The organism is Embleya sp. L77, assembly GCF_055557415.1.
Genome location: NZ_CM145709.1, coordinates 5,501,034 through 5,517,223, shown reverse-complemented (window position 1 = coordinate 5,517,223; position 16,190 = coordinate 5,501,034). Strand labels below are relative to the sequence as shown.

Genomic DNA, 16,190 nt, shown 5'->3' with positions numbered 1-16,190 from the left:
TCTGACGCTGTTTGCCTACCGTTGGTGACGACCCGGTCGGTGTATCGGGTGCGGAACGGGGAGGACGGGGCACATGGGGATTGCGGGCGCCGGATCGGCGGTGGCACACGACGCCGAACGTGGCACGTTCAGTGTGTTGGGTTGGCCGGTGGTGTGCTTCGAATCGTTCCATCGGGTGGAGTTGCCGCGCCGCCTGGAGGGCGGACTGGGCGAACGGGTCGCCTGGGACGTGGCCGGCAAGGCCCCGATCGCGCTGTGCATGCCCAACGGACAGGCGTACAGCTATGTCGAGGACCGCGGCGAGGTGCGGATCGTGCCCGGGGTGAGCGCGGACGCCGAACTGGTGGTCGAGCTCGAATCCGGCGCGTGGCAGGACTACCTCTACGAACTGCGCACCAGCCGGGGGCTGGTCGAGTCGCACGCGGTGCGGTTCGTGCGCGGCGGGTTCGACGACTGGGACGTGTGGGAGCCGGCGATCCGCTGCATGTACTCCGGCACGCCGATCTACCACCCCGAGGCACTGGACCTGCGCGACCTCGCGGATCGGCCGATCGACCTGCACCGGGACTTCACCACCCACGACGACCCCGACGAGATGGCGCATTTCCTGCGGGCCACCGGCTACCTGGTGGTGCGTCAGGTCTTCGACGCGGACCGGGTCGAGGAGTTGGCGGGAGAGGTGGACCGGATCCGGGGTCTGTGCCGCGAGGGCGACCGGGGATCGTTGTGGGCGGACGGGCCCGGCGGGCTGCGCGCACCCTACCGGTTGACCTATCTGGGCATGCGCTCGCCGCGGATCGCCGCGCTGGCCGACGACCCGACCGTACGCATGTTGTGCGGCCTGGCCGGGCAGGACGTGGTCGCGGTGACCGACCGCGACTCCGGACAGATCGCCGTGCTCAAGGAGTTCGGCACCACGCCCGAACCGCTGTCCGTTCCGGACCTGCCCTGGCACAAGGACTGTGCGCTCGGCGGTTGTCCGATCACGTGTCCGCGCGTGCACGTGGGCATCCGGCTGGACGCGGTGAGCCAGGACAGTTCCCAGCTCTACGCGCTGGCCGGCTCGTGGGGCACGGTCGCGCACGAGCGGTACACGCCGGCCCAGTGGGCGGAGTTGCCGGTGGTCGGGATCACCACCGAACCCGGCGATGTGACCGTACACATGGGCTGCGGCCTGCATGCGGGACCCGCGGCGACCGGCCCGGCCCGCCGCCGCACGCTGTACGTGCAGTTCGACAATCCGCGCATCTTCGACGTGACGAACCCGTACGAGACGTACGAGCAGGTGATCCCGGGCTACGGGAACGGCGATCTGCTGACCATGTCGCGGATGTGAGCGGGGCGCGGAGCGGCGGGTAATCGGGCCCGGGTGCGGCGCGGGGCGGTGCGCGGCTCCGGGTCGGTAACGTATCCGGCCTCACGGGGAGGCGTGGATGCGGCGAATCTTGGTGGTCGTGTTATCGGTCCTTGCCGGGCTGCTCGTCGGCGGTGTCGCGGTGGCCGCCGACGGGTCCGGCGGTGTGGCCCCGATGCGTGACTCGGTCAGGGCGGATGCCGGCGCGCAGCCGGTGGTGACCGTCCCGGCCGTGGCGCGGGCCGATGCGCCGGTGAACGTCTACGGCGCCGGCGCACGCGAGTGCACCAGGCGTGGTTGGCGGGTCCAGGTGGGCGTTGCCGTCGGGGACGACCCGAACTTCTGGTCGGTGATCGCGGAGACGTCCGGCGACCGGTGGGCGGCCGGGTTCTGGCAGGACGCGCGGGCGGGCTTCCCGAACGGCACGCATCGGGTGAACGCGGTGTGTCAGAGCACGGACGGCACCGAGCGCGGCGTCGAGATCGGCTCGGGCACCATCGAGGTGTCCACCGAACGTGCGGCCGCCGACGCGGGGTTGGCCATGCCGCCGGTGGTGCGGCAGGGCGATCCGGGCACGATGTTCCTGGTCACGCTCTCCCGTACGTGTGCCGATCCGGTGCTGCGGGTCGGGTCGCACCCGGTCGAGGTGCGTTCGGTGGCCACCCCGCCGCGACCGCTGCGGCCGAGCACGGCCAAGTCCCGGATCGAATACACGCTGCCCGCGGGTCTCGACGTCGGCTCGTACGAACTCGCGGTGTCCTGCGGCGGCACCCCGCTCGCGACCCGGCCGCTGTCGGTGTTCCCGCCCAAGGGCACCCCGGAGCCGGCCGAATCCTCCGACCTGGGCGACCGATCCGCGGTCACCGACGCGGTCCCGCTGCCCTCGGACATCCCCACCGACCCGGGCGCGATCGGGCGCACCGGCCTGCTCGGCGTGCTCCTGGTGCTGCTCGTCGGCCTGCCGACCGAACTGGTCAACAAGACCTGGGAGCACCACCGCGACCGGATCGCCGCGTGGTGGCGCCGGCGCACGAACCGCCCGGCGGGCGCCGGGCCGGGTCCGCTGTCCTGGCCGGCGGGTTCGAGCCCGTGGCATGTCAGCGGGTACGTGCTGATCACCGCCGTGTTGTCGACCGGCGTGGATCCGGGCGCCGGGTGGTCGGTGCGCAGCGGGCTGCTGGCGGTCGCGTTCCTGATCGCCATCCCGGTGATCCTGGTCGCCTACCAGTGGCCGACGGAACGGCTCACCCGTCGGGTCACCCGGGTGCCGGCCACGTTCCGCACCGTCCCGGCCGCACTGGGCCTGGCGGTCGTGTGCACGGCGATCTCGCGCCTGGCCGGCTTCGTCCCCGGCCTGGTCTTCGGCTTGGTCGCGGGCTTCGTCGCGCTGCGCGAACGGCGGGTGGGCCGCAACCAGGACGGCCAGGCCGTGTTGGCGGGCACACTGAGCTGCCTGGTGGTCAGCCTGCTCGCCTGGGGCGGCCTGGAACTCGTGCACGACCGGGCGAGCGCGGCCGACGCCGGGACGGGATGGGTGCTGCTGGACGCGATCGCGGCCACGGTGTTCGTCCTGGGCGTGGAAACCCTGGTGTTCGGCCTGATCCCGCTGCGCGGAACGGACGGCGGACGACTGCGCGCCTGGAACCCGGTCGTGTGGATGGCGGTCTACACGATCGTGGTGTTGTGCTTCGTGCACGTCCTGGTGCTCAACCCCGGCGGCGACGCCTCCGGCCCGGGCGGCCTGATCGCAACCCTGGTGGTGTTCGGCCTGGCCTCCCTCGGCGGCTTCGCCTTCTGGGCCTGGTTCAGCTACGGCCCGACGCCGGCCCCGGTGTCCCCACCGCCGCCGCTACCACCGATCCCGGCCCCACCGGGACCCGCACACCTCCCGATCCCGGCACCGCCGAACACACCGCCGATCCCGGCACCACCGTCGTACCCGCCGGGGCCGCCGACGGGTTCTGGATTCGCGGGCGACAGGTAGGGGCGGCTCGGTCGGGTTCGATCCGGCGTGGGCGCACGAGCCGAGCCCCCGGCCCTACGACACCGCGCCCGCCTGGTGCGACTGTCCTGGCCGAACCCATCCCGACGTGGCGGCCCGGAGGGACCTCAGCGGGGGTTGCGTTTGGTGATCTTGCCCTGGGCGTCGGCTTCGAGGGATGCCTTGCCGGCGGCGTCCGTGACGGTGACCCGGATGGTGAGCGTGCCGGTCGCGGCGTTGGGGTCGAAGGTGATCCGCCACGAGGTGGGGTCGGTGATGCCCAGTTCGGTCTGTGCCTCGCGGACCAGGGCGGGGAGGCGTTCGTAGGGCAGGGCGTTCAGGTCGATCACCGCACCGGGTTGCGGCGGGGTGCCCCGGATGCCGCGGACCGCCATCACGTGTGCGTCGATGCTGAATTCGCCGGCGATGCCCGTGTGCATCCCGGTGATCAGCGAACCGGCGGCGCGTCGCATCTCGCCGTTGTCGAGCATCGATTGCGAGGTCGCCGTCCCGGTGACCGTCGAGGTCGTGGACGAGGACGAGGACGAGTGGCTGCTGGTGGTCGTCGTCGAGGACGAGGAGGACGTCGTGGTGGGGCGGTCGTCCTTGTCGAACAGGTCCGCGCGGAAGAACAGGACCACGGCCGCGGCGCCGAGCAGCAGGCCCGCGGTGGCGAGCAGGCAGAACGCGCCTTCCGCCTCCTTAGGGCCCGCCACGAGGGCGGACTCCGGGGCGGAATCCACCGATTCGGTCACCGCTCGACGGGCCCACTCGCCGGGCGGCGAGGTGAGGATCTTGACGTCCCACGGCTCGTCGCGGCGGTACTCGACCACGATCACGCCGCGCGGCCGGTAGTCGGGGATGTCCACCAGGTTGATGTCCTGGCTCGTCTCGACCCGGTACGCGGGCCGCTCGTCCGGCGCGACGGTCAGTACGAACTCGACCGGCACGTTGGCGGATTCGCCGCCGATGGCCCGGCGGCTCTCGATCACGGCCAGTGCGGGCAGGGCCGGGCTGCGCGGGTTGCGCGCGCGATGGATGCGTCCCGCGACGCTCACGACGACGACGTCGAGTACGAAGAGCCCGACGCCGATCGCGACCACGAGCGGGCGTTCGAGAATGCCCCCGACCACGAAGGCGGCCACCGCGACGCCGATCACGCCCCCGCCGAGAAGTCCACCCGCGGCGGCCTTGAACCGCGTGCCGGCGGAACTCCTACGGGTTTCGATGATCGCCATGGCGGCGATTGTGCCGGGCGCGGATGGACGGCGAAAGGCGCCCGGGCGAAATGCGGATTCCGGCTCCCGGGACGTGGGGAGATCCCCCGAATCATCGCCGCACACCACCCGCCGACAGGCGATCCCCCCACCCCGACGCCACGGCCCCGCCGACGCCACCCCACCCGCGCAGAGGGTCGGGCCGACCCGCTCCGACCCGCCTCAGTGGCGGATCGCGTGGCCGATTTCGGCCTTGGTCGCGTCGGTCAGCTTTCGGTTGCTCTTCGCGGTGCCCTTGGCCTGCTTGCCGGTCTCGACGTTGTCGATGTTCAGCACGATCGCGTCCAGCAGCTTGCCGCCGGCGTCGCGGAACTCGACCGCGATGGTGTAGTCGGCGGTCTTGGTGGTCTTGTTCTCGACGGTGACCTCGGCGGTGGTGCGATCGCCCTCGGTGCGGATCGGGCCGACCGAGACGTCGGCTGTCGCGTCGAGGCCGCCCTTGATCTCGGCCAGTTTCGAAGCCGCCGCCGCGCTCGCCGAGGACAACGCGTCCTTCGCCTCCGATCCGGCCGACTCCAGCGCGGATGCGATCGAGGTGGGCGCCGAGTCGTCGGCACCGCTGCCGTCGTTGTCGTCGCCGCAGGCCGCCGAGGTCAGGGCCAGAGCGGCGGCGATCGACAGCGCGCCGACGGTACGGCCGTACTTGCTCGCCATGGTCGTTGCTCCTCGCCTGGGGCCACGGGGCAAAAGGGGTGCCCGCATACGAAAGGCACGAATGTCCACGCGCCGGCCGGTTAAACGCCCCGCTCGGCCGCCGGGCCGCCGATACGGCCGATGAGCTGGATGCTTACCTCTATGTCAGTACCTGACAAATTAGTAGGTACTTGTGGGAGGGAGAGTGTCGATCAAGCATGGTGCCGGTGGCGGACGCCGCCGCCTCCCCCACCCCACCGACGCTTGGAGAACCCCCGTGAGCGAGCAGCACCCGACCCCCGTGAGCGTCCTCGGCCTCGGTGCGATGGGCCGCGCGATCGCCGACGCGATCCACCGGGGCGGCCACCCCACCACCGTCTGGAACCGCACCGCCGGCCGCGCCGAATCCCTGGTCGCCAAGGGCCTCGCGCTCGCCCCCACCGCGACCGCCGCGATCGAGGCGTCGCCCGTGATCGTGGTGTGCCTGCTCGACGACGCGTCGGTACGCGCCACGCTGACCCCCCTGGCCGACTCGCTGGCCAGCCGCCTGGTGATCAACGTGACCACGATGACTCCGAAGCAGGCCCGGGAGGCCGCCGCCTGGGCCGCCGAGCACGGCATCGAGTACCTTGCCGGCGCGATCATGGCCATCCCGCAGATGATCGGTCTGCCGGTCGCCTCACTGCTCTACAGCGGCTCGACGGCGGCCTTCGACACACATCGTCCGCTGCTCGAACTGCTCGGCGGCGCACGCTTTTTCGGCAGCGACGCGGGGCGCGCCGCGCTGTACGACCTGGCGCTGCTCGGGTCGATGTACGCGATGTTCGCCGGCGTCGCGCACGGCGCCGCGATGGTGGCCTCAGAGGGGTTGCCGACGGCCGAGTTCGTGGCCATGGCCGGGCCCTGGATCAGCGCGATGACCACGGGCCTGCCCAGGCACGCGGAGTACTTCGACAGCGGCGACTACGCCGCCGAGGTACAGAGCCTGGACTTCAACAAGGCGGCCCTCGACACCATCGCCGAGGCGAGCCGAGAGCAGGGTGTCGGCACCGACGTGATCGCCGCCATACAGGCCCTGATCGACCGTCAGGTGGCGGCCGGCCACGGCAAGGACAGCTTCGCCCGGATCTTCGAGAGCATCCGCCGCCCGGCCGACGCACCCTGACCCGAAGCCCGCACGGCTCCCGCCCCAATCCCCGACCCGCGCCCCCCGCCCCGACTCGACTCGACTCGACCCCACTCCGGCCCGATCCCCCGCACCCAACCACGCGGCGGAATCGGGCCTCACCACATCCGGGCCGAAGTCCAACGCACCACGCCCCTTGAATAGTTCACCAGGTTAAGTTACAACACGTAACGTAAATCCCGAGGAGCGCACCCGGCCCCGAGACTCGCCGTCGGATCGAAGCCGCCCACGTCGGCACCCGCGATCCGGCACAAGTAATAGGGAGAACAGCCCATGGCCGATCTGCTGGTACGCGGAGGAACCGTCGTGGACGGAACGGGGGCGGCCCCGATCCGAGCCGACGTGCGCGTCAAGGACGGCGTGATCGTCGAGGTCGGGCCCGACCTGGCCCCGAGCGGCGGCGACGAGCGGGTCGTCGAGGCCGCCGGCGCCTACGTCGCACCCGGCTTCATCGAGGCGCACACCCACGTTGACGGTGCCATGTGGTGGAACCCGGACCTGGACCCGCTGCCCGCCTACGGCACCACCACGGTCGTCTTCGGCAACTGCGGCATGTCGGTGGCGCCGCTCCAGGAGAGCGCACGCGGACCCGTGCTCGACCTGTTCTGCTTCCTGGAGGACCTCCCGCTGTCCGCCTTCCAGGACAAGGTGCCGTGGACGTGGGAGCGCTGGCCCGAGTACAGCAACGCGGTCAAGGGTCAGGCCGTCTCGGTCAACGTGGCCGGCTTTGTCGGGCACCTGACCCTGCGCACCACGGTGATGGGCGCCGAGGCGTCCTGGTCCCGCGCGGCGACACCCGAGGAGATCGCGGAGATGGCCGCACTGCTCGACGAATCGTTGACTCATGGAGCAATCGGTTTGTCGACCAATGTGTTCGACAAGGATCGCTACCTCAAGCCGGTGCCGACCCGGCTGGCCGAGGACGCCGAGTTCGAGGCGCTCGCCGACGTGCTCGCCCGGCACCCCGGCGCGACGCTCCAGATGATCACCAGGTTCAACGAGCCGGAGAGCATCGACGCCGATGTGGAGCGATTCGCCCGAATCTGCAAGCCGCGCGGGATCCGCGCCCAGTGGACCGCGATTCCGTCCACCGTGCGGGAGGACCACCTGCGCGAACAGACGATCGCACTGCATCGACGGCTGCGTGCCGACGGCGTGGACTTCTGGCCCAATGTCCCGCATAAGCCGCTGGAGCCGTTCTTCAACTTCGAGCGCGCGCTCACCTTCCAGCGGGTGGCCGCCTGGAACCACTGGATCAACGGTCCGGCCGAGACCAAGCTCGCCACGCTCGCCGATCCGCAGTGGCGGGCGCAGGCCCGCGAGGACTGGGACAACCGGGTCTCGTCGTCGACATCTCGACTGGATCGCCCCGAGTCGCTGATCTTCGCGATCTCCGAGACCGGCCACGGCCCACTGGACATCTCGCTCAAGGAGTACGCGGACCGGGAGGGACTGCACATCTCCGACGCACTGGCCACCTGGATCGGCAACAACGGCATCCTGTCCTGCCTGCGCGGCATCCCGGACGAGTTCGACGAGCCGGTCGTGGCCGGCCTGTTCAACGAGCCGCACACGCTGACCAACATCAACGACTCGGGCGCGCACCTGCAGCTGTTCTGCGGCTCGGGCGAGAACGTCTACCTGCTCACCCGCTACGTGCGCGACACCGGCCTGATGACGGTCGAGGAGGCCGTGCACAACCTGACCGGCAAGCTCGCCGGCTTCTTCGGTCTGAACGACCGGGGCGTGATCGCCCCGGGCCGGGCGGGCGACCTGGTGGTGTTCGCCCTCGACGAGATCGAGGTGCGGCCCGAGGAGAAGCGGTACGACAACCCCGACGGCTCGTGGCGCTTCACCCGCGGCCCGGCCGGCGTCCGGGCCACCATCGTGCGCGGCGTGCCCACGGTGCTGGACACCGAGCCCACCGGGGAGCGGCCGGGCACGATGGTGGGGCTTGTTTCGTTGCAGAACTGACGGAACGTCACATAAGCGCGTTTACCCTTGGGGTACGGCGGTGGGTCGACCGACCTGCCGCCGTGTCACATTTTTGTGACGATCCACCATAGGCACCGTCAAGGGACGCGAGTCGAAGGGACGCTACGGCCAACGTGATCGATGCCACGGACCGCGTACGGGGAGCGGGACCTGCGGCCTCTTCACAGCAGGCATGCGCGGAGGGCAACCTTGTGGATACGGGCAACCGGGTCCACGGCTGAAATAGACTCGAACAGCGTCCGAATTACGCCGGTTCGAGCAGGACCGGTTCGCCGTGAGTGATCACCGCCGGAAGCGCGATGGCCCTCCGTCTAGGTAGCATCCGCCGAGTGCCGCCCGTTACCGACGGGCACGCCCCCCGACAAAGGTTCTCGATGAGTGACGATTCCCCCTCGCCGGCTTCGGCGGGGTTCGCGCCGAGGCAACAGCCGCGCCTGGCCAAGGGAGCTTCTCCCTGGCTCGTGCCGACGGCTGTGACCGGCGCGTTGACCGGCTTGGCCGCACTGCGCAACCGGCGCTGGGCCTTCGCGGCCGTGCCGACGCTGGCGCTGACCGGTGGCATGTTGTGGTTCTTCCGTGACCCGGAGCGCACCATCCCCGCCGACGGCGTGATCGCCTCGGCCGATGGCGTGGTCCAGAGCATCGACGCCTGGCCCGACGGCCGCACCCGGATCGCGACCTTCATGAGCCCGTTGAACGTGCACGTGAACCGTGCGCCGCTCGACGGCGTCGTGAAGTCCGTGGAGCACAAGGCCGGCGGTTTCGTCCCGGCATTCAACAAGGAAAGCGAGCACAACGAACGCGTTGTGTGGATCTTCGACACCGCGATCGGCGATGTGGAGCTCGTGCAGATCGCCGGCACCGTGGCGCGGCGCATCGTGCCGTATCTGGAGCCGGGTACCGAGGTCGCCTGTGGCGACCGGATCGGGCTGATCCGGTTCGGTTCGCGCGTGGACGTGTATCTGCCGCCGGGCATCGAGCCCGCGGTGACCGTGGGACAACGGACGACGGCGGGAGAGACACGTCTTGACCGGGACTGATTACGACGATACGACCGACCTGGACGCCTCCGAACTGAACATTCTGGGCACCCCGGTCGAGGACGATCCGCAGGCGTGCCTGTCCGCGCGGATCTCGGTCGCCGACGTGCTCACGCTGGGCAACGCGGCGAGTGGCTTCATGGCGATCTACTTCCTCGCCTGTTCGGTCATGGCCGCGCGCGGTGGCGACGTGGGCGTCTCGGCCGAGCGCAGCCTGGCCGCGGCGGTGGTGCTGATGCTGGTCGGCGCGCTGTGCGACCTGTGTGACGGCATGGTGGCGCGCAAGCTGCGGATGTCCTCGCTGGGCGCGCAGCTGGACAACCTCGCGGACGTGATCACCTTCGGCGTCGCACCGGCGTTCTTCGTGGTCACCTGGGCGGCGGTACCGATGAACACCGGGCAGGCGCCCGCCGCCGTCCTGGTGGCGCTGTCGGTGCTGATCGGCGGCGTGTTGCGGCTGGCCAGATTCGCGACCACGCCGGGACGCCCGGGGGTGTTCCAGGGCATGCCGATCCCGATGGCCGCGATGACGGTCGTCTCGATCGTGCTGCTCGACCTGCCGTTCACACCCGCGGCGGTGCTGATCGTGGCCGTGTCCGGACTGATGGTGAGCCGGATCGAATACCCGAAGCCGCAGGGCAACATGGCGATTGTGGTGATGGCCGGGATCGGCCTGAGCATGAGCTGCCTGATCGCCTGGGCCGCCGACGCACCGGGCAGCGAGTGGATGCTCAACATGGGCGCCACGACCCAGGTCACCCTGGCGCTGCTCGTGCCCGCGATGGCGATGGCCCGCAAGGGCGTCGAGCGCATCGGCCTGCGGATGATCCGCTAGCCGAGGCACACCCCGCGTCACCGAAACGCCGTCACCCACCGGGTGGCGGCGTTTCGCGTCGTCCGCGCGAGGCGGGCGGGCGCCGAGCATGCCCTCCCCGGGGCGCGGCGGGCCCCAGCGGGCCCTCCCGGGGCCACAGCGGCCCCGGGCGCGCCCTACCGCATCCGGTGCGCCAGTCCGGTGAAGCGCTTGCCCGTCGAGGCGGTGCGCACCGCCTGGCCCAGCGCACGCCGCGAGCCGACCAGCACCACCAGGCGCTTCGCGCGCGTGATCGCCGTGTAGAGCAGATTGCGCTGGAGCATCATCCAGGCACCCATGGTGACCGGGACCACCACCGCCGGATACTCGCTGCCCTGCGAGCGGTGGATGGTGACCGCGTACGCGTGCGAGAGCTCGTCGAGTTCGGCGAAGTCGTAGTCGACCTCCTCGTCCTCCTCGGTGCGCACGACCAGCTTCTGGTCCTCGGGAGACAGCGCGATCACCACACCGCCGGTGCCGTTGAAGACGCCGTTCGCGCCCTTGTCGTAGTTGTTGCGGATCTGGGTGACCTTGTCGCCGACCCGGAAGGTGCGCCCGCCGAAGCGCTTCTCCGGCAGACCCTCGCGGCCGGGCGTGAGCGCCTGTTGGAGCAGCAGGTTGAGCGCGCCGGCGCCGGCCGGGCCGCGGTGCATCGGGGCCAGCACCTGGATGTCGCGGCGCGGGTCCAGGCCGAACTTGCGCGGGATGCGGCGGGCGACCACGTCGACGGTGAGCGTGGCCGCGTCCTCGGTCTCCTCGGCGGGGAAGAGGAAGAAGTCGGCCAGGCCGTCGGTGATCGGCGGACGGCCCGCGTTGATCCGGTGTGCGTTGGTGACCACGCCGGACTGCTGCGCCTGACGGAAGATCTGGGTCAGCCGTACCCGGGGCACCCGCTCGGCCGCGAGCAGGTCGCGCAGCACCTCGCCGGCGCCCACGCTGGGCAGCTGGTCCACGTCGCCGACGAACAGCACGTGTGCGCCGGCGGGTATCGCCTTGATCAGCTTGTTGGCCAGCAGCAGGTCGAGCATCGATGCCTCGTCGACGACGACCAGGTCCGCGTCCAGCGGCCGGTCCTGGTCGTAGGCCGCGTTGCCGCCGGGCTGGAGCTGGAGCAGCCGGTGCACGGTGGCCGCCTCGCATCCGGTCAGCTCGGCCAGCCGCTTGGCCGCCCGGCCGGTGGGCGCGGCCAGGATCACCTTCGCCCCGCGTGCGCGGGCGAGTTCCACCACGGAGCGCACGGTGAAGCTCTTGCCGCAGCCGGGGCCGCCGGTGAGCACGGCGACCTTGGCGGTCAGCGCCAGTCGTACGGCCTGTTCCTGTTCGGGGGCCAGCGCGGTGCCGGTGCGGGCGCGCAGCCAGTCCAGGGCCCGGGTCCAGTCCAGGTCGGCGAACGCGGCCAGTCGGTCCTCGCGGGCGCCCAGCAGGGTGCGCACCCGGCCGGCGAGGGAGAGTTCGGCGCGGTGGAAGGGCACCAGGTAGACGGCCTGGACGGGATCGCCCTGGGTGCCGGATACGGTGACCGGTCCGGGCAGTTCCTCGCACACCACCCCCTCCTCGCCGACCAACTCGTTCAGGCAGCGCACCACGTCCACGGAGGGCACGTCCAGGATCTTGACCGCCTCGGCGACCAGGACGTCCGCGGGCAGGTAGCAGTGGCCGCTGTCGGTGCCCTCGGACAGCGTGTACTGCAGGCCCGCCTTGATCCGCTGCGGCGCGTCGTGCGGTATCCCCACGGCCTTGGCGATCGCGTCGGCGGTCTTGAAGCCGATCCCCCACACGTCGGCGGCCAGCCGGTACGGCTCGGTGCGCACCACGGTGATCGACGCGTCGCCGTACTCCTTGAAGATGCGCACCGCCGGCGACGTGGAGATGCCGATGCCCTGGAGGAAGACCATCACCTCCTTGATCGCCTTCTGTTCCTCCCACGCGGCGGCGATCAGCTTGGTGCGCTTGGGGCCCAGGCCCGGGACCTGGATGAGTTGGGTGGCGTCCTCGTCGATCACGTCCAGCGAGCGCACCCCGAAGTGCTCGACGATCCGGTCGGCGGTCTTGGGGCCGATGCCCTTGATCAGTCCCGAGCCGAGGTAGCGCCGGATGCCCTGCACGGTGGCCGGCAGCACGGTGCTGAACGACTCGACCTGGAACTGTTTGCCGAACTGCGGGTGGCTGCCCCAGCGACCGCGCATCCGGATCGACTCGCCGGGTTGGGCACCCAGCAGCGCGCCGACCACGGTGAGCAGTTCGGTGCCGTGTCGGCCGGTGTCCACGCGGGCGACGGTCCAGCCGTTCTCGTCGTTCTGGTAGGTGATGCGCTCCAGGACGGCTTCGAGAACGGCGCCTGTCCCGCCCCCCGTTTCGGCGCCGGGCGGCATCCCCGGCAGCGTGCCTGTCATGCCGCCCGAGACTAGCCAACCGCGGTGACAGCAGAACTAGAACACGTTCTCTTTCTGCTCGTCGACACCATTGACTGTGTCACATATCGGCGGTACGTTCCGGGGACTCCATGCTCCGAGCCGCAGGTTCACCGCAGCTCAAAAACCGTGAGGACACACGCATGCCCGTCATCAACGAGCAGGTCGAGATCGCTGCCGCCCCCGAGGCCGTGTGGGCCAAGCTGACCGACTACAGCGTCTTCGGCGAGTGGATGGTCCCGCACGTCGAGTTCCCGGGCGGCGCGCCGGAGAAGCTCGAGGCCGGCGTGACCTACGACGAGAAGATGAAGCTCATGGGCTTCCCGGCGGACATCAAGTGGACGATCAAGGACGTCGAGGCGGGCAAGTCGCTGGCGCTCGACGGCAAGGGCCCGATGGGCGTCATCATGACCGAGGTCTTCATCGTCGAGGCCGCGGGCGAGGGTTCGGTGCTGCGGATCGAGTCCGAGGTCAAGGGCGGCGCGGTGCAGATGATGGCCGGCAAGGTCACCAAGGCCACCCAGGAGGCGCTGATCGAGTCGCTGGCCAAGTTCGCCGCGCTCGTCAAGTAGCCCGCCCGGTCACCCGCACACCCGTCGCCGCCCACCCGGCGACACCCCCACGACGACCATCCACCCGGTGTACCCGCCCGGGCGGGTGGTCGTCGTGCGTACCGGGTCCGCCCACCCGTCGCGCGCGCCTGGAACAATGGCGATCCATCGTCGAGCGCCGCGACCCCTCGGAGGGACCTGACGTGCCGTCAACTTCCGCCCACTTCCCGTGGGCCCTGCACCGGACCAGGCTCGACAACGGTCTGCGTGTGGTGGTCTGCCCCGACGCCACGGTGCCGCTCGCCGCGGTCAACCTCTGGTACGACGTGGGATCACGGCACGAGGTCGAGGGCAAGCACGGCTTCGCCCACCTCTTCGAGCACCTGATGTTCGAGGGCTCCGCGCACGTGGAAAAGGGCGGCCACTTCGCCGCGATCGAGGGGTGCGGCGGCGACGGCATCAACGCCTCGACCAGCCCGGACCGGACCAACTACTACCAGACGGTGCCCTCCGGACAGCTGAACCTCGCGCTGTGGCTGGAGGCCGACCGGATGGGCTCGCTCGCGCTGACCCGGGAGACCCTGGACAACCAGCGCGAGGTGGTCAAGAACGAGCGCCGGCAGCGCTACGACAACGTGCCCTACGGGACCTGGAGCGAGGAGATGATGGCCCTCGCCTACCCCGAGGGCCACCCCTACGCCACCTCCACGATCGGCTCGATGGCCGAACTGGACGGCGCCGAACTCGCCGACTTCACCGCGTTCCACGAGACCTACTACGCGCCGGACAACGCGGTGCTCACCGTGGTCGGCGACGTGCAGCCCGAGCAGGTGGTGGCGCTGGCCGAGAAGTACTTCGGCGGCATCGCCCCGCGCGGTTCCTTCCCGCAGCCCACCCCCGCGCCGCTGCCGCCGCGCTTCGGGGCCGGCCGGCATGTGACGGTGTACCGGGACGTGCCCGCGCCGCGCCTGTTCCTGTGCCACCGCGCGCCGCGCTTCGGCACCCCGGACGCGGCCGCCGCGAGCGTGTTGGCGACCGCCGTCGGCCGAGGTCGGGGCAGCCGGCTGTACCGGGAGTTGGTCACCGCACGCAATCTGGCCCAGGCCTCCGGCGCGTTCCTGTCCGCCTGGAACCACCTGCACTTCGAATCGGTCCTGATGGGCTCGTGCGCACCCAGCGAGGGCGTCGAACCGGACGAACTGCTCGACGCCTACGTCGGGGTCTGCGACGAGGTCGCGCGCGAGGGGGTGACCGAGGCCGAACTCGACCGGGTGCGGGCGGTGTTGTCCGGCGAATGGCTGCGCGAGGTGGCGACCGCCGCCGGCCGGGCCGACGCGATCGGCCGATTCACCACCCGCTTCGGCGACGCGGAGTCGATCCGCGGCCACCTCGACGAGTTGCTCGCGGTCACCGCCGAGGACGTGCACCGGGTCGCCCGCGACCTGCTGCACCCGGACAACCGGATCGTGCTGGAGTTCCGCCCGCAAGCCGCCGAGGCCGGCGCCGACATCGAGACCACCGAGCCGGAGGCCGCCGCATGAGCGAGCACATCGCGACCCGCCACACCCTGGTCGCCGAGCGACCGGTCGGCGCGGCGCCGCGCCCGTACCGCTTCCCCGAGGTCCGCCGGGTCACGGTGGACGGCGGCGAGGTGATCGGCGCACACGTGCCCGGACGCAGCCTGGCCTGGATCAAGTTGGTGATGGAAAGCGGCGCGCTGCACGAGCCGGTCGGCCTGGACGGCCTGGCCCGGATCACCTGCTCGCTGCTCGACGAGGGCAGCCTGGACCGCGACGCGGACGCCTTCGGCCTGGCCATCGAGGCGCTGGGGGCGAACTGGCGGCTGGCCTGCGGGTGGGAGACCCAGGAGGTCGGGCTCGACCTGCCCGCCGATCGACTCGGCGCGGGCCTGGACCTGGTCGCCGAGGCGGTCCGTCGGCCGGCCTTCGCCGACGGCGACGTCGAGCGCTTCCTCGCCGACCACGTGCGCTCGCTGAAGACCTCCTGGGCCCAGCCCGGCACCCGCGCCGGACTCGCCTTCCGGCGGGCCCTGTTCGGCCCGGACAGCCGGCTCGGCGGACTCCTCGGCGGCACCCCCGACACGGCGGTCGCGCTGAACGCCGACGCGATCCGCGGCTTCCACGCGGAGCGGATGACCGCGCCCGGCACCCTGGCGGTGGTCGGCGACCTGGACACGATCGACCTCGCCGCGCTGGGCCGGACCGTCTTCGCGGGCGCGACGGGCACCGCGACGCGGGCCGAGCTCACCGGAACCGCCGACACCCCCTCGACCGGGCGCGCGATCGTGGTGGACCGCCCCGGCGCCGTGCAGTCGGTGCTGCGGATCGGCCACACCGCGCCGCCGCGCTCGACCCCGGACCTGATCCCCATCGAGCTGTTCGCCGACGTGCTCGGCGGCGCCTTCGGCTCCCGGCTCAACCACCTGTTGCGCGAGGTCAAGGGCTACACCTACGGCGCACACGCGAGCTTCGGCCACGGCCGCCGCTCCGGCTCGTTCACCGTCTCCGCGTCCGTGCACACCGAGGTGACCGCCGCCGCGGTCGTGGACACGATCGGCGAGATCCGCCGGATGCACGCCGACGGCGTCACGCCCGACGAACTCGCCGCCACGCGCGCCCACTCGCTCGGCAGCATGCCGATCAACCTGCAAACCCCCGGAGGCATCGGCGGCCGACTGGTCGAGGCGATCGTGCACGGCCTGCCGGACGACCACGTCACCGCCGAATACGCGGAGATCCTGGCCACCGACCCGGAATCGGTCGACCGCGCCGCACACACGCACCTGCGCCCGGACGAACTCGCCGTGATCGTGGAGGGCGACGCGTCCCGCATCGTGCCCGACCTGCGCGCGGCAGGCTTCGAGGTGGTGCTGTCCGAGCTCTGACCCT

At 71.1% G+C, this 16,190-nt stretch carries 12 protein-coding genes; 9 read left to right on the top strand and 3 right to left on the bottom strand.

From position 1 onward, the window contains the following. The first annotated feature begins 73 nt into the window (after positions 1-73). Together ACZOOI_RS23625 and ACZOOI_RS23620 are read left to right on the top strand one after the other, a co-directional pair. Positions 74-1,336: a phytanoyl-CoA dioxygenase family protein gene (locus ACZOOI_RS23625; RefSeq protein ID WP_465277691.1), complete on the top strand. Its 1,263-nt coding sequence runs from the start codon at positions 74-76 to the stop codon at positions 1,334-1,336. Between the two features lie 97 nt (positions 1,337-1,433). Continuing rightward, complete coding sequence (locus ACZOOI_RS23620; protein ID WP_465277690.1) at positions 1,434-3,338, top strand: FGLLP motif-containing membrane protein; 1,905 nt, start codon at positions 1,434-1,436, stop codon at positions 3,336-3,338. A 125-nt stretch (positions 3,339-3,463) separates the two neighbouring features. Here ACZOOI_RS23620 and ACZOOI_RS23615 read toward each other — a convergent pair whose 3' ends face one another. Together ACZOOI_RS23615 and ACZOOI_RS23610 are read right to left on the bottom strand one after the other, a co-directional pair. Beyond that, a complete protein-coding gene (locus tag ACZOOI_RS23615) occupies positions 3,464-4,573 on the bottom strand; it encodes a hypothetical protein (protein WP_465277689.1) in 1,110 nt (369 codons plus the stop codon). Between the two features lie 201 nt (positions 4,574-4,774). Further along, a complete protein-coding gene (locus ACZOOI_RS23610) occupies positions 4,775-5,266 on the bottom strand; it encodes a hypothetical protein (RefSeq protein WP_465277688.1) in 492 nt (163 codons plus the stop codon). 256 nt (positions 5,267-5,522) lie between these two features. Between ACZOOI_RS23610 and ACZOOI_RS23605 the strand changes: the two genes are divergently transcribed. The 4 genes from ACZOOI_RS23605 to pssA all read left to right on the top strand — a co-directional run bounded on the left by ACZOOI_RS23605 (position 5,523) and on the right by pssA (position 10,301). After that, a complete protein-coding gene (locus ACZOOI_RS23605) occupies positions 5,523-6,410 on the top strand; it encodes an NAD(P)-dependent oxidoreductase (protein ID WP_465277687.1) in 888 nt (295 codons plus the stop codon). Positions 6,411-6,704: 294 nt separating this feature from the next. Next, on the top strand, positions 6,705-8,405 hold the full coding sequence (locus tag ACZOOI_RS23600) for an N-acyl-D-amino-acid deacylase family protein (protein ID WP_465277686.1): 1,701 nt from the start codon (positions 6,705-6,707) through the stop codon (positions 8,403-8,405). A 395-nt stretch (positions 8,406-8,800) separates the two neighbouring features. Continuing rightward, positions 8,801-9,466: a phosphatidylserine decarboxylase gene (locus ACZOOI_RS23595; RefSeq protein ID WP_391587052.1), complete on the top strand. Its 666-nt coding sequence runs from the start codon at positions 8,801-8,803 to the stop codon at positions 9,464-9,466. After that, positions 9,453-10,301: a CDP-diacylglycerol--serine O-phosphatidyltransferase gene (gene pssA / locus ACZOOI_RS23590; protein WP_465277685.1), complete on the top strand. Its 849-nt coding sequence runs from the start codon at positions 9,453-9,455 to the stop codon at positions 10,299-10,301. The genes ACZOOI_RS23595 and pssA overlap by 14 nt, the downstream gene beginning before the upstream one ends. A gap of 155 nt (positions 10,302-10,456) precedes the next feature. Here the strand turns inward: pssA and recD2 are convergent, their stop codons facing one another. After that, on the bottom strand, positions 10,457-12,712 hold the full coding sequence (gene recD2 / locus ACZOOI_RS23585) for an SF1B family DNA helicase RecD2 (RefSeq protein ID WP_465277684.1): 2,256 nt from the start codon (positions 12,710-12,712) through the stop codon (positions 10,457-10,459). Positions 12,713-12,873: 161 nt separating this feature from the next. Here recD2 and ACZOOI_RS23580 point away from each other — a divergent pair, with 161 nt between their 5' ends. The 3 genes from ACZOOI_RS23580 to ACZOOI_RS23570 all read left to right on the top strand — a co-directional run bounded on the left by ACZOOI_RS23580 (position 12,874) and on the right by ACZOOI_RS23570 (position 16,186). After that, a complete protein-coding gene (locus ACZOOI_RS23580) occupies positions 12,874-13,302 on the top strand; it encodes a type II toxin-antitoxin system Rv0910 family toxin (protein WP_465277683.1) in 429 nt (142 codons plus the stop codon). A gap of 182 nt (positions 13,303-13,484) precedes the next feature. Beyond that, positions 13,485-14,822 (top strand): M16 family metallopeptidase, encoded by a 1,338-nt coding sequence (locus ACZOOI_RS23575; RefSeq protein ID WP_465277682.1) that lies wholly within the window; start codon positions 13,485-13,487, stop codon positions 14,820-14,822. Then, positions 14,819-16,186 carry a M16 family metallopeptidase gene (locus ACZOOI_RS23570; RefSeq protein ID WP_465277681.1) on the top strand — a complete coding sequence of 456 codons (1,368 nt, stop codon included), beginning with the start codon at positions 14,819-14,821 and terminating at the stop codon, positions 16,184-16,186. Before ACZOOI_RS23575 ends, ACZOOI_RS23570 begins: the two co-directional genes overlap by 4 nt. Positions 16,187-16,190: the final 4 nt, after the last annotated feature.

Bases quoted from the DNA above. Each gene is read 5' to 3' on its own strand.
- ACZOOI_RS23625 (WP_465277691.1), top strand. From the start codon at position 74: ATGGGGATTGCGGGCGCCGGATCGGCGGTGGCACACGACGCCGAACGT.
- ACZOOI_RS23620 (WP_465277690.1), top strand. From the start codon at position 1,434: ATGCGGCGAATCTTGGTGGTCGTGTTATCGGTCCTTGCCGGGCTGCTC.
- ACZOOI_RS23615 (WP_465277689.1), bottom strand. From the start codon at position 4,573: ATGGCGATCATCGAAACCCGTAGGAGTTCCGCCGGCACGCGGTTCAAG.
- ACZOOI_RS23610 (WP_465277688.1), bottom strand. From the start codon at position 5,266: ATGGCGAGCAAGTACGGCCGTACCGTCGGCGCGCTGTCGATCGCCGCC.
- ACZOOI_RS23600 (WP_465277686.1), top strand. From the start codon at position 6,705: ATGGCCGATCTGCTGGTACGCGGAGGAACCGTCGTGGACGGAACGGGG.
- ACZOOI_RS23595 (WP_391587052.1), top strand. From the start codon at position 8,801: ATGAGTGACGATTCCCCCTCGCCGGCTTCGGCGGGGTTCGCGCCGAGG.
- recD2 (WP_465277684.1), bottom strand. From the start codon at position 12,712: ATGACAGGCACGCTGCCGGGGATGCCGCCCGGCGCCGAAACGGGGGGC.
- ACZOOI_RS23580 (WP_465277683.1), top strand. From the start codon at position 12,874: ATGCCCGTCATCAACGAGCAGGTCGAGATCGCTGCCGCCCCCGAGGCC.
- ACZOOI_RS23570 (WP_465277681.1), top strand. From the start codon at position 14,819: ATGAGCGAGCACATCGCGACCCGCCACACCCTGGTCGCCGAGCGACCG.